The 14,684-nt window shown below is 31.5% G+C and carries 7 protein-coding genes; all 7 read right to left on the bottom strand.

Features of this window, described 5'->3' with window-relative positions:
* Positions 1-10: 10 nt before the first annotated feature.
* Positions 11-7,129, bottom strand: coding sequence for a T9SS outer membrane translocon Sov/SprA (sov, locus tag AC2D6T_RS01040; protein WP_484680165.1), 7,119 nt, complete (start codon positions 7,127-7,129; stop codon positions 11-13).
* 4 nt (positions 7,130-7,133) lie between these two features.
* The gene (gene ruvA, locus AC2D6T_RS01035; RefSeq protein WP_298946320.1) at positions 7,134-7,715 is read right to left on the bottom strand and encodes a Holliday junction branch migration protein RuvA; all 582 of its coding nucleotides are present in this window, start codon (positions 7,713-7,715) and stop codon (positions 7,134-7,136) included.
* A 160-nt stretch (positions 7,716-7,875) separates the two neighbouring features.
* A complete protein-coding gene (locus tag AC2D6T_RS01030; protein WP_484680164.1) occupies positions 7,876-10,158 on the bottom strand; it encodes an NADP-dependent malic enzyme in 2,283 nt (760 codons plus the stop codon).
* Between the two features lie 90 nt (positions 10,159-10,248).
* Positions 10,249-11,988, bottom strand: coding sequence for an alpha-amylase family protein (locus tag AC2D6T_RS01025; RefSeq protein ID WP_484680163.1), 1,740 nt, complete (start codon positions 11,986-11,988; stop codon positions 10,249-10,251).
* Between the two features lie 24 nt (positions 11,989-12,012).
* The gene (locus AC2D6T_RS01020; RefSeq protein ID WP_484680162.1) at positions 12,013-12,951 is read right to left on the bottom strand and encodes a carbohydrate kinase family protein; all 939 of its coding nucleotides are present in this window, start codon (positions 12,949-12,951) and stop codon (positions 12,013-12,015) included.
* 52 nt (positions 12,952-13,003) lie between these two features.
* A complete protein-coding gene (locus AC2D6T_RS01015) occupies positions 13,004-14,320 on the bottom strand; it encodes an MFS transporter (RefSeq protein WP_484680161.1) in 1,317 nt (438 codons plus the stop codon).
* Positions 14,310-14,675 (bottom strand): glutaredoxin family protein, encoded by a 366-nt coding sequence (locus AC2D6T_RS01010; protein ID WP_298946310.1) that lies wholly within the window; start codon positions 14,673-14,675, stop codon positions 14,310-14,312. The genes AC2D6T_RS01015 and AC2D6T_RS01010 overlap by 11 nt, the downstream gene beginning before the upstream one ends.
* Positions 14,676-14,684 lie beyond the last annotated feature (9 nt).

The following is a 14,684-nucleotide window of genomic DNA, read 5'->3' as shown; positions in this document are numbered from 1 at the left end:
TTTTAATTGATTAGTTTCCTCCTAAATTATAGATAATGTTAAACCCACCATTTATTGCTTGTCTTGGAAAAGTGGTAGATATAGCATACCTAGATGTTTGATGATTATAATAAAAAGAAGCTGTTAAACTATTACTTAATCTATAATCTGCGGTAAATTTAATAGAAAATAATCTTTGACCACCACTAATTTGGTTATTATCTTCGTCTACAGCTCTAATTTGTGTTAAATTATCTCTTAAAGAAATATCTCCTCTTAAATTAATATCGCCTTTTAAAGTGGTTTTCTTTCCTGTAAAACGTGTATTTACCTTTACATCTTTAAAAACATAACCTAAACCAAATATGTATTCTGTACCTTTAATATCAGTTAGGGTACTATTGTTAAAATTCATGGTTAAAGTTCTATCTCTTTTTACTTCTCCTCTAAAAGAAAAAGAGTTTTTCATTTTCATATCTACTTTTACTAAAGGAGAAAATTCGTCTACTAAAGTTGCAGATGATATTAATAATTGAGGTTCAAAATTACCTGCTGAATTTGTGGCAGTTGGGTTTGCACTATCAAATTGTAAGTTGTTTGTAAAACTAGAAATGGTGTATGATGATTTGTAGCCATGCGTCACTACAAAGTTGCTAAAATTCTTTTTAAAGAAATCGAATTTCATTAATCCGTTATAACGTAAAGTCCAGTTTGGTATGGGTATATTTCTAAACAAACCAGTATTTACTTTGTCTGGACTGCTACCAGAATATGCAGCCATAAATGCTGGCAACAATACTTGCTGACTGTTTTCTCCATAACCAGAAACTGGATTTCCTGTTTCTGTAGCTAATCTAGTCGCAATTGCTGCTCTGTAGCTTCTCATAGTGTTAAATAAAGCATCACCATCTTTAAAAGCAGTACCAATCATAGAGTAACTTGAACTAAAATTACCTGTTTCAAAAGCAGGCGCACTAAAGTCTAAAGCACCATTTGTTGTTCCGTTTTCTATAACATCTAATTGTTGCGATAAATCTCTTGTTTGTATTTTATTTCCTCTTACATCAATATTAAAATCTTTAAATGGTTTAACAGTAAAAGTATAATCTAGTTTGTTGTAGTGTGTTCTGCTGTATGTTTTGTTGTAGTAATCATCGTTATTAGGATCTCTTGGGCCTACTAACCAACCGTTTTCTAAAGCTTTTGTTCTAATATCTACTTGGCTACCAAAAGCAAAAGAACTGGGTGCGCCTCCTAAAAAACCAACACCTTCTGAATAACCAGGTAAAAATTGTCCATTATTTTCTGAGTAACTTATTTTACCTTGTTTAACAGACGTTACTACATCATACACACTTTTTAAGATTTGTTTTCCTAAAGGTAATTTTTTCTTTTTGTTAGTTCTTCCTGGTGCAGCTGGTAAATCATTTTCTGAAATACCTTTTGAGTTTCTACGTTTGGTTTTAGTCATTAATAGTTTTTCAAAACCTAAACTTTTATAAAAGCGCTCAAATGTAAATGTGGTATTTAAATTATGTGTATTTGCATTTTGTAATACGTTACCTACTAAATCTACATAAGGTACATCTACACCATTAATGTTAATTTCACTTTGTGCAGCAGCTTGCCAATCAAAATCTGCAGTGTAGGCGTAATCTGCTTTTACCCAACTTAAAAAAGGTAATTTATCTATAGGCAATTGGTAAGTACCATTTAATTTTTGATGATAATGGTTTGCTCTACCAGTGTTAAAAAATTCGTCAAATATTTGAATATCATCAGTATTCCCAAAAGTATCGTAAATATAGCTGTTGGTAGCGTTAAAGTTAAGGGTTAGAGATTTTGTTAAATCGAAACCAACTGTATAATCCCAATCAAATAAAAACCTACGTTGTGTTAATTTTGGTTGATCTGATAAACCTGCAACTAAATTTCTAGATTGTTGCTCTGTATAATTTCTATTAATTCTAGAGTTTATACCTATTGTGGTTGGCACAGGATTAAAATTAAAATCTTTAAAAAGCTTAAGATATTTACTTTTTAAGAAACCAACATTTTTAAATGGCTCTATTGGTTTTCCTTGAAAATTATAATTGTAAGTTGCGCCTGCAGTTACATTTTCATTAATATATTTTTGTATGTTATAGTCTCTATGAAACTCTTTGTTATGAGCGTAAGAAACTGTTAAATTTTCGACATCGTAAAACCTTGGTTTTTTAGTAGAATTAGGATTTCTATTCTTCTTAACATTCATAAAACTAATACTCGTTCTTTTGGTATAGTCTCTAGAAAACTCACTATTTGGATTTTGCTCTAAAGCATCTGCCAAGGTAACATCTTGGTACTGTGGGTCAAATTTTGGATCTATAAACTTCTCGCCAATACTATAACTCATAGGCAATTGTATGCCCCAATTTGTTGGCGTTAATACCTTTCCTAAATTTACTGTTGTAGCAATGTCATATTGTTTAGTTTCATCTAAACTACGTTGATTTACCCTATCTTCTACATTACCAAAACCAATGGTAGACATACTACCTGCTAAAGCTACATTGGCAACATCTGCAAAATTTGCATCTGCATTTACTACTGCAGCCCAACCACCATCGTTGTCAAAATCTGCAGATCGTAACTCATTAAACCAAACCTCTCCACTTTTTGGTGTTAGTGAGGTGTTTTTTAAACCTAACATAATGGTTCTCAATTGTGCTAAAGTTGGATTTCCTTTTACACTAATGGTGTAAGGTAAACTGGCGTCTTGACTTGTAGAGGTGTACAATTCATTTATAGGTGCAACTGTTGGCCCTAAAGCATCTCTTTCTAGTTTAACCAAACCAAAAGATTCTAAAAAAGCGTCTAAATTATTGGCTTCTGGCCAAATTTCTATGGCAGATGTGCCGTTTCTAGTTACTGATAATGGTAATTCTAATTGATAAAAGTTTTCATTTAAATCTGTACCTAATCTAATTATTGCAGAAAGATCACTATCATTTAGACCAGATTCCCCTTGGTTTTCTTGCAAGTGCATAAACATTTTTAATCGTTTAAAACGTCTTAAATCGATGCTAATGTTTTTATAAATGGCACGTATTTTATCTGTTTCTAATCTGTTTACTTTTAAAGTTACAGATTGTTCGTTTTGCAATTGTACAGTTGTACTACCTTGTAAACGCTCTCTTTCTATTCCTGGTGGTTGTGTATAGCTACCTTCATTTTGTTCTATACTTACAACACCTACTTCAAAATCGTTTAATTCGTCTTGTGTTAATTCTCTATCAGGGTTTTCAGCTGGGTCTAATGTTCTCACATAACGTCTCCAATCTCCACGTACCAAATCTAACTCGCCAAAACGAATTACAACAGGCATTTTAAAGTTGGTTAAAAACATTCTCATAAAACGAATGCTATTAAAATCTGAAATACCATTAATTGGAGTCCCACTTCTAACAGGTACTCTAAATTGATACCATTTACTTTGTTGGGTATTTCCGTTTTCTAGAGTTACATTGGTTGTTTTTTCATCCACTACATAACCAAAGCCTTTTCTTAAGCTACTTCTGTCTAGAGGAATTTTATATTCATAATAACTCTCTACAGTATTCATGGTTTGGTCTCTATTAATATCTTCTACATCTGGGTAAGTTGTAGACGATGTTGGGTAAGGTTCTCCACCCTGATTTAAAGTGGGCGAGTTGCCTTGTGTATTGTTGTAATCTTTATATCTTTTTATTAGTGATGCATTTATGGCGTCTAAATTACCACCTCTAAAAAACTGAAAATTGTCTGCTGCAGGATCATCTAAAGTTGCATATTGCCCAATACCTGTAAGGTTTTTTTCTTCATCATCATTTAAACCATCAAAACCAGTATCTTGGTTTGTTCTGGCAGCATCTTGCTCATTAAATGCGTAAATTATTGATGGATTTCTTGGTACATCACCCCAAATAGTATTGTTAATATTGCTACCAGGAACCTTTAAACCATCTTCTGGTAAACCGTTTTCGTACATTTTACGGTTGTCTTTTAAAACGTCTTCAGAAATGTTTCCTAAGTTGATGTATAAATCTCCAACTTGATTTATTGGATTGTTTGGATCTATACCTTGTGGTAAACCTTCTTCTGCTGTAAGCGAATAGTTTTGGTAAGGATCCATAATCCAAAACTGAATGTATTCTACGTTTGCTTGGTCAAAATTATTGGTAGTTAAAGGTCTTGTAATACCTGCCCATCTACTTTCTGGGTTGGGTAAGGTTACTTTACCATCTTGTATGCTTGCAGATGGATCAAAATTATAAGAACCTCTTTCTTGTGGAAAATAGGCTAAATCTAAAGTTCTAACTAAAGAGTTTTGTGTAATATCTAATTGTATGTTCGGAAATAATTCTCCGAAATTAATTTGTCTAGTTTCTGCTCTAGAAAGCTCATCTGCATCTATACTTGCAGGTGTTTCGCCAATACCATAAAAAATTTGATCTACACTGTACCAAGCTAATTTTGCTCTTTTGTAATTGTAGGACAAATCGTCTCTTTCTCCATTAAAATTAGGAAAATATTTAGGTGTACTTGCTTCATACCAATCTAGAGGAGATAATAAACTAATAGGCACTTGTGATGCTTCAAAATCGTCTATATAAGAAGTTGCAGCACCAGCTACATCAATACCACTTGGTGTACCAGGAATTAAGTAAGCCATATCTGCTCTTACAGATAGGTTAGAAGGTGCATCTGTATCTACAAAAGGTAATTTGTTTGCTAATTTTGTAAAAAACGGTACTTCTGTAGAATAATCAAAATTAAACCCTAACATGGTATTATTTATAGGGTCTGAACCAAAATTTATTTTGGGCGTTAAAGGCCTTTCTTCTACATTTAAAAAAGTAGCCCCAACAACGAAATCTTCAGAAAATTTATGTTCTACATCTACTCCAAAAAAGGTTTTTCTTTGTTGATTAAAAACAGCATTATTTTCTGTAGAAACACTAATAGGTACGCCAGAAGCTTGTAAACCTGGGTCTATAATTTGTACACGACCTAATTGATAATCTACCACATAATCTATACCTTCTACCAATTGCCTTCCCCCAGCTGTAACTCTAACAGAACCTCTAGGTACGTTAAAAGCTCCAATTGGGATACCTCCTGAATTTTCTGATTTAAAATATCCTTTTAAAAAGTATTTATCTTTATTTTGAAAGTTATTTTTGATGTTGATTTTTGTGTTTAAATATAATTCTTTAAATAAATAAATATCATCTGCAGGGTTTGTTAATCTATCTGCTAAATCGTTACCAAAAGGTTCTGGTTCTGGGAAAAACACAAAACCGTTTGCAGAATTTACAGTAATACCTTCTACATAATCGAAAAAACCATCAGGTTCTCTTGCCTGACTTTGATCTAACTGATCTAAATTTAAAACCTGTAATAATGGTTTGTTAGGTATACCTGGGGTTTGTGCGTTTTGTAACACATTAGAAGGGATACCTGTTTGGTCATCTCTATATTGTATTTCGAAACGAAAACCATTTTGTGTTAAAGGAAACGCGCCTAAAGCATATACGTTTTTCATCATTAAACGCCAAGTTGGAAAAGATTCTTCACCACCATTTCCATCTGGTCTTTTGGTTTGTAAAATTTCGCTACGTAACAATTTTACTGCTAAATTGTTGGGTGCTTGGATACCATCATTAGAAAACTCTCCAACTTTAAAAGAATTTTTACTACTTCCATTTACATTACCAGCTACTGTATATTCATAAGCAACAGCTAAAACTTCACCGTCATTTAATCTTCTGTTTAAAGAAATAAACCCTAACTGACTGTTTAATCGATATTCATTTTGCTCTAATTTTCTGGCATTTTCTAATACAGAATAATTGGTACCATTTTGCATATTATAAGGTGCTAAAGAAGCATCTATACTAGATACATCTCTAATGCCACCAGCAGGAATAATTTCTGTACCAATTCTATTAGCCCCATTAAAAGGTAAATTATTGCCAGAAACTTGTGCTTGCGTTATAGATGGGTTTAAAACTACACCATTCTCATCTACTAAAACATTAGAAACAGACTCGCCAATATCTGCAAAGGCAACGATACTTCTAAAATCTTCTGTACTAGAATTTCTGTTGGTTATCCAAACTTCTATTCTGGTAATATTTATAGGACTGTTTATGAGTGGATAATTTTCAAGCGAATTGGCATAATTATCTATAAAATATTGCGATAAGAAAAAGTGTCTATCGTTATCATAATCTGTAGTTCTTAATTCGAAAGGTTGTATAGAGGCACCACCTTCTGCAACCACAGTTTTACTTTCTGAATTTTGTTGAGAAAAAACGGCTGTTATGTTTGTATTTCCAAACTTTAAATCTGTTTTTACCCCAAATAAACTTTGTGCACCATTTATTAAAGAGTTTTTAATGGGCATAGAAACGTTACCTGCTTCTAAACCTTGTATAATATCGTCTTCTGTAGGTGTAAAACCTATTTTTACTAAGTTTTGAAAGTCAAAAGAAGCTTGTGTATCGTAATTGGCAGTAAATTCTAAGCGTTCGCCCACTTTTGCACGAATACTTGCGTTTATTTGCTGATCAAAATCAAAAGTAAAGTTGCTTCTGTTTTCTTCTGAAATTTGTGGGTTTTCTGTATTCTGATAAATAAAACCTAGCTTTAAGTTTAAATTACCAGTTGGTGTAACTTTTACTTCTGTACCCCCAAAAATAGTTTCAAAAAATTTATTGTTAACATAATACGTTGGTAGCAAATCTTTTTGGGCGTCTGCAGCACCTTTTTTCTTACTATTTGTTGCGCTTACTTTGTCTTTAAAGTATTGCAACATGTCTCTTTTTAAACGGTATTTTTCGTATTCTCTTGGCGTTAAATAAATAGGAGTTCTTGTGTAGTAATCTCCTATTTTTTCTACAATAACATATTTGTTTAAAATCTTATCAAAAATGATTACTTTTTCGGCTAAATCGTTTAAAAATAAACCTCCTTTTTGGGTGTTTTTAAAGTCATAACGTAGTTTTATAGAATCGTTTTTAACACGAATACTATCTTTTTTAGTGTTTTGTTGTGCAAACGCAGGCAGTTGTACTGCTAACGTAAAAGTTAAGACTAATAAAGTGCTTTTAAAAAATGTACTCACTTGATTATAAATTTTTTAAGGCTAATTTAATAATGGTCTCTACAGAGGCGTCTTTATCTTGTTTTAAGATAGAAGACACAATTTTATCTGACTGTTTTCTTTGAAAACCTAAGACTTCTAAAGCAGATAACGCTTCATCTTTGTTTGTATTGCTTGTTGTTGCAGAAACTTCGTCTACATCAAACGTCTTTAAAATTTTATCTTTTAAATCTACAATTACTCTTTGCGCAGTTTTTGCTCCAATACCTTTTACAGATTGTATTAAGGGTACATTTTCTGATGCAATGGCATTTTGTATTTCTTCTGAAGTCATAGAAGAACACATCGTTCTTGCAATACTTGGCCCCACACCAGAAACAGAAATTAATAGTTTAAAAACTTCTCTTTCTGTTTTATTGATAAAACCAAAAAGAGTGTGTGCGTCTTCTCTAATAGAAAGATGTGTATATAACACTACATTTTCATTGTCTGGTAAACTAGAAAAGGTGTTTAATGAAATGTGTAATAAATATCCAACACCATTACAGTCTACAACCACTTCTGTTGGGTTTTTCTCTACTAATCTTCCTCTAATTTGTGTAATCATAAATTATTTTCAGGCTTCTAAAGTACCCGTTTTTATTTGTTGATGAAGTTTCTAGTTTAACAATTGGCAAAATAACATAATTTTTTACCAAAAACGATTTGTAAAAATCTAATTTTCAATACTCAACTTGAAATGCCCCACTTTTAACTTTAGGTTTCCTTTACCTTTTTTTCCTCTTTTCTTTTTGTTGTGCATCTACAACGGCTAATGCTACCATATTTACCATCTCGTCTACACTTGCGCCCAATTGTAAAATATGTACAGGCTTATCAAAACCTAAAATTACGGGTCCTATAGATTCTGCTTTGTCTACTTGTTTTAGTAGTTTGTATGTAATGTTTGCAGATTCTAAATTCGGGAAAATTAATACGTTTACTTTTTTACCATTTAGTTTAGAAAAAGGAAATTCTTTTGCTAACATTTCTGGGTTTAACGCAAAATCTGCTTGTATTTCTCCATCGATCACAGTATTTGGAAAATGACGATGGGTATATGCAACAGCTTCTCTAATTTTTTTAGATGTTTCTGAATTTGAAGAACCAAAGTTAGAAAAAGACAACATAGCAATATTAGGTTTCATACCAAACATACTAGCAAAATTACCTGTCATTTGAGCAATTTTTGCCAAATCTTTTGAAGACGGATTTTCATTAATGGTTGTATCTGCCAAAAATAAAGGACCTTGTTTGGTTAACATTAAATTACAAGCTGCAATTCTAGAGACACCTTTATCTTTTTCGACCAACTCTAACATAGGTTTTACAACAGAAGGATAAGGTCTTGAGTAGCCTGTAATTAAAGCATCTGCTTCTCCTTGATTTACCATCATTGCAGCAAAATAATTGCGCTCTCGCATTAATTTTTTAGCTTCAGATAAAGTACGTCCTTTACGTTGCCTATTTTTCCAATATACCTCTCCAAAACGATTTCTTCTTTCATCTTCTTCATCTGTTTTTGGATCTATAATAGGCACATCAGCAGTAAAACCGATTTCTTCTTTCAATTCTAAAATTAGTTCTTTTCGTCCTAAAAGGATTGGTTTTCCTAAACCTTCTTCATATACTCTTTGTGCTGCTTTTAAAACATCTAAATGGTCTGCTTCTGCAAAAACAATACTTTTTGGATTTCCTTTAGCTCTGTTATGTAGCAACCTAATTTCTTTGTTACCAGAACCCGAACGTTCCATTAATTCTTCTCTATATTTATCCCAATCTGTAATGGGTTCTAAGGCAACACCAGATTCAATTGCAGCTTTGGCAATGGCTGGTGGTATTTCGTAAATTAATCTTGGATCGAATGGTTTTGGAATAATGTATTCTTTACCATAGGTTAAACTTACTTCATCATACACAATATTTACTTGCTCTGGTACTGATTTTTTAGCTAAATCTGCTAAAGCATGTACTGCAGCCATTTTCATTTCTTCGTTAATTTTAGTTGCTCTAACATCTAGAGCACCTCTAAAAATAAACGGAAACCCTAATACATTGTTTACTTGGTTTGGATTGTCTGATCTACCTGTTGCCATAATAATATCTTCTCTTGTGGCAACGGCTAAGTTATATTCTATTTCTGGGATTGGGTTTGCCATGGCAAAAACAATTGGATTTTTTGCCATAGACAATAGCATTTCTGGAGATACTACATTTCCCATAGATAAGCCAATAAATACATCTGAATTTTGCATGGCTTCTTCTAAAGTATTTAAATCTCTATGGGTGGCAAATTCTGCTTTTTGTGAAGTTAAGTTATCTCTATCTTTTCTGATAACCCCTTTGCTATCGCACATAACCACATTTTCTCTCTTTGCACCTAATTTTAAATACAATCTTGTACAAGAGATGGCTGCTGCCCCTGCACCACTAACTACTATTTTTACATTAGAGATGTCTTTGCCAGAAATGTCTATTGCGTTTTTTAGAGCTGCTGCAGAGATTATTGCTGTTCCATGCTGATCATCATGCATTACAGGAATATCTAACTCTTCTTTTAATCTTCTTTCTATTTCAAAAGCTTCTGGGGCTTTAATGTCTTCTAAATTAATACCTCCAAAAGTAGGCGCAATTGCTTTTACAGTATCTATAAATCTTTCTACATCTTTGGTGTCTACTTCGATATCAAAAACATCGATGTCTGCAAAAATTTTAAATAACAACCCTTTTCCTTCCATCACTGGCTTAGATGCTTCAGCGCCAATATCACCCAAACCTAAAACAGCTGTTCCGTTAGAAATTACGGCTACCAAATTACCTTTAGAGGTGTATTTGTAAACGTTGTTTTTGTCTTTTGCAATTTCTAAACAAGGCTCTGCAACACCAGGAGAATATGCCAGTGCTAAATCGTGCTGTGTAGCATATTTTTTTGTTGGAATAACCTCTATTTTTCCTGGTTTTGGTTTTGCGTGGTATACTAATGCCTCGTGTCTTTTTCTAGAATCGCTCATAAAATTTGCTGTTGGTTTGAGCCTACAAATATATGGTTTTCAATGAAAGAGAAAATGAAATAGCTAAAGAATAATAGGTTTAGATTGGTATTAAAACCTCATTTTTTTTATTATATCGTTTTCTAAATATCTTATAGAAAAAGTTAATGAAGTTAAGTTGGCTTTTAAATGTGCAAAATCTTGGTTGTTTTGCCAAGAAATATCTAATTCGTTTTCTTTAGAATTATTGATGTTTAAACTACCTGAAAAAGCTTTTGAAGTATTTCTTAACCGCATTAATTTTAGTTGATTTTGTACGATTGGTTTTTGTAAACCTTCTTCAATATCGCTATTAGAAAGTGTTGTTCTGTTTATTTCTTTATGGCCACCACTACCACCTTTATCTGCAGCTTTATAATTGTTTTTACCTGCAAAGAGATCTAAATACCAAACTTGAGGAATACCAGGCATAAATAATTGAATGGCTCTGGCTAATAATAGTTTTTTTTCATCTTCGCCCAAAGCACTAAAAAAGGTAGCATTTACCTGATAATAGGATATTTTTTTCCCAGAAGGATCATATAAATTTTTAACTCTTCCGCCACGTTTAATGATGGTATCCATAATGGTTTCTATCTCGTTATCTTCTAACAAACCTTTATTATACTTGCCATTTACTTTTTTACCTTTTAAATCTAAAACAGGTATACCATCATGACAACCCAACATATTTACTGTTTTGTGTTTTTTTTCTACAATTTCATTTACCCAAGTAAGTAAAGCTTTGTTAGATGCTTTTTCTAAAGTGTGAATCATTAGACCAGGTAAGAAAAAATCATATATTTGATAACCTTCTTTGGCAACCTCATTATGTAACTTTAAACCATATTCTGCATGAATTTCTGGAAGTAGTACTAAATCATTTTTCTGAGCTATTTTATTAATTCTTTCTAAATAATTCCAGGTACCAGGTTTATTAAAAAAGTTGGTTTGACCAATTTCTTTATGCAAATATGCAAAGGCGTCTAAGCGTAATATTTTACACCCAAAACTTTTTACTTTTGCCAAGGTTTTTTCATAAAAATCCCAAACCAGTTCAGATTTGGCATTGACATCCATTTGCCCTAAAAAAGTTCTTTTTTTGTTAGTAATTCTAATAATTTCATCTTTAAACGTATTCAAATTTCCAAAATCGATATTTTCTATGCTTTCTTTAGAATCAATAGCTTTATTTATTATTTTGGTAATGTTTTTTAATTGTGATAATGAAATTCCATCAATTTTCATGAAATCTTCTGCAGCTACTTTATGATAATTTATTTCTTGGTAAAAGGTGTTCCAATATGGTTTTTCTGTACCATCTGGAAAAGGAACTTTTAAAATGGGTAATCCAGATTTTCTCATAAATAATTTATTGAGAAATTCTTCTTTTGGTATTACAATTCCGTCTTCATTTTTTGTTCCGTTTTCTTGCCAAAAAGTATTCCAATTGATAAAAAAATCTTTGTATTTAGATGCATCACCTTTTTCTAAAAGGTCTTTAAATTGTGGGGAATTTACAGATAAATGATTGAGAACAATATCAAATTTTAATTCGATTTTTAATTTTTCTAACGCATTTAAATCATTTTTAGAAACCAATTCATCATTCAGATTGTAATCTATAATAGAAAAACCCCTGTCTAAATCGCTATTAAAAAAAGTAGGTAACACATAAAACAAAGAAAATACATCTTTAAAATCTTTTTTTTGAAGCATTTTAATAGTATCACTTAAATTTGTTCCAATACTATCTGGATATGCATTTAACATAACACCATTAGAAATAGTAGTATTTTTTTCTGATGACATAAAAAAGGTATTTTTAAGTAAAACTTATAAAAGTTTTGATAAAATATTGATATTGTTAGGTAATCTACCTACGTTTTGTAGTTTTAAAGCGGCTAATTTTAAAGCAATCTGCAAACACTCTTCAATAGTTTTTGCTTTAATGTAAGCAAATAAAAAGCCAGACCAAAAAGCATCACCAGCCCCAGTGGTATCCATTACTTTTTCTATTTTTATAGCGGGTAATTGAATCATATTTTTTCCTTTTTGAGAAAGTTTTACACCTTTACTTCCAAGTGTAAGGCATACAGTTTCTACCCCTAAATTGTGAAAGAACTCAAAAATTTCTTTATGTGGAAGTTGTTTTTCGAAAAGACGCAACATATCATCTTCACTAATTTTTATTAATGGATTGAATTGACAATAATTTTTAATTACTTGTAAAGCTTGTTCTTTAGTTTCCCAGAGTTCTTTAGCGTAATTGACATCGATACTTAATTTGCATCCTTTTTTGTGAGCTTCTTCAGCTTTTTTAAGTATAGTTGTTTGTGCAGGATTTTTACTTAGCGCAAAACAAGTTGTATGAAAAATTTTTGTTTGAGATAACATTTCAGTAGTAATTTGATTTTCTGAAATATCACAATCTGCATTTCTATAAGGTATAAAATCGGGTGTTCCATTAGATTTTGAGACAAAAATAACACTTGTAGATTTGTTTTCTAATTTTTTAACATTTGAGGTATTGATACCAATTTCTTCTAACCTTTTAAAAATGTATTCTCCAAAGCCGTCATTTCCAACAGAGGAAACTAAGGTAGAGGATAAACCCAATCTTTTGCAGTTCATAGCTACGTTTGCAGGCGAACCACCTAAATATCTGTGGTAGTCTCTAGTTTCGTTTATTAACACATTGTTTTGATGGCCTATAAAGTCTACTAAAACTTCTCCCACACATAAAATGTCTATGTTTTTATTACTGTTTTTCAAAATTAATTTCTTTATCTTTTTATCTATTTCTTGTATTAATAGAATCTTAATTTTATTCTGTAATTGATTTTGTTTCTTTAAGCCTTAATGCTAAAAATGCGGCAATTATAAAAAAGATTCCTCCTAATAAAATAGCATTTACTGCACTGTTGTTTAAAAGGTTTTTTACAATTGGTCCAAAAGTTAATGTTTGTATTCCCATTGGGATTACAATCATCATATTTAAAATCCCCATATATACACCACGTCTTTCTTGAATTACAATTTTAGATACCATAGAATATGGAATTCCCATCATTGCTGCCCAACCAATACCAAATAAAATCATTGGTAAAATAGCCAAAGTTGGGTCTTGTATGTTTGGAATACTAAGCATAGCGATACCTGTTAAAAATAAACTAAGTACATATACTTTTTTACCTCCCCATTTTAATGCAAAAGGAACTAGTGCCAATGCAAAAACAATGGTAGAAATATTGTAAGTTGTATTCATTTTTGCTGCTTGACTTAATGCTTCTGACTTGTTAAAGCCCATACTTTCTTCGAACATTGGCGAGATAAATTGCCAGTAAATAAATAGGGCATACCATTGAAAAAGATACACACCAGCTAACTTCCACATAAATTTTGGCATGTCTTTTATTGCGCTAACAATTTCTTTAAAAGGCGTTTTTACTCTATTTACAAAAGATAGTTTGTTGTGTTTTTCTATTTCTTTTAATTCTTCTTCTGAAGGAGGAATTTCTGGGGTTTTTAAAACCGACCAAAGTATGGTTGCAACAGATAAAATTGCTCCGATAAAAAAGGAGTAATACAACCATTTTGGAATTGCTTTTACAGTTTCATCTACATTTTCTACACCACCAAATTGATCTTGAAAAATAAATATAGATGCGTTTGCCAACACAATACCTGCACCCACAAATAAACTTTGCATTTGATAACCGAAACTTAATTGTTTATTTGGTAGTTTATCTCCAACAAATGCCCTGTATGGTTCCATAGCCATATTGTTACCAACATCTAAAATCCAAAGTAAACCTACAGCAAACCATAAAGATGGACTGTAAGGAAAAGCGAATAAACACAAACTACCAATTAAAGCTCCAATTAAGAAAAAGGGTTTTCTTCTTCCCCATTTTGGAGACCATGTTTTATCTGAAATAGCACCAATTATAGGTTGTATAATTAAACCTGTAACAGGACCAGCTAAATTTAATAGTGGTAAATCTTCGTGATTTGCTCCTAAAAAAGAGAAGATTGGGTTTACAGCTGTTTGCTGTAAGCCAAAACTAAATTGAATGCCTAAAAAACCAACATTCATATTAAATATTTGCCAGAAACTAAGTGTAGGTTTTTTAATTTTCATCTTTTTCTATTTTTTTAGCTAAAACTTTTAAAAACTCTTGTAGATTACCTTTGTTTAAAAAAACATCTCCTTTATTATCTACCACTGGTAAACTTAACGTATGAATAGAAATATTGTTTTTTTGAAGTTTTAGTAACATTTCTTGTTCCTTTACTTTATTTACATCAATATCGTAATACGTGAATTTAATTTTTTTTTCTTTTAAAAAAGCTTTTGTATCTAAACAACTATGGCAACTATCGCTACCATATACAATCATTTTTTCTTTTTTTGATTCTTTATCTACATTAAAAACTTTTTGTGCTTTGCTTTGAAGTGATGTAAATAAAAGAACAATAATTATGAAATGTTTCATTTTAAAATA

The organism is Polaribacter sp. YIW18, from assembly GCF_057219325.1.
The sequence above is the reverse complement of the archived record's forward strand: the minus strand, read 5'-3'. Positions and strand labels throughout refer to the sequence as shown.

Coding starts and splice junctions, on each gene's coding strand:
- ruvA (WP_298946320.1), bottom strand. CDS start 7,715: ATGATTACACAAATTAGAGGAAGATTAGTAGAGAAAAACCCAACAGAA.
- AC2D6T_RS01030 (WP_484680164.1), bottom strand. CDS start 10,158: ATGAGCGATTCTAGAAAAAGACACGAGGCATTAGTATACCACGCAAAA.
- AC2D6T_RS01025 (WP_484680163.1), bottom strand. CDS start 11,988: ATGTCATCAGAAAAAAATACTACTATTTCTAATGGTGTTATGTTAAAT.
- AC2D6T_RS01015 (WP_484680161.1), bottom strand. CDS start 14,320: ATGAAAATTAAAAAACCTACACTTAGTTTCTGGCAAATATTTAATATG.
- AC2D6T_RS01010 (WP_298946310.1), bottom strand. CDS start 14,675: ATGAAACATTTCATAATTATTGTTCTTTTATTTACATCACTTCAAAGC.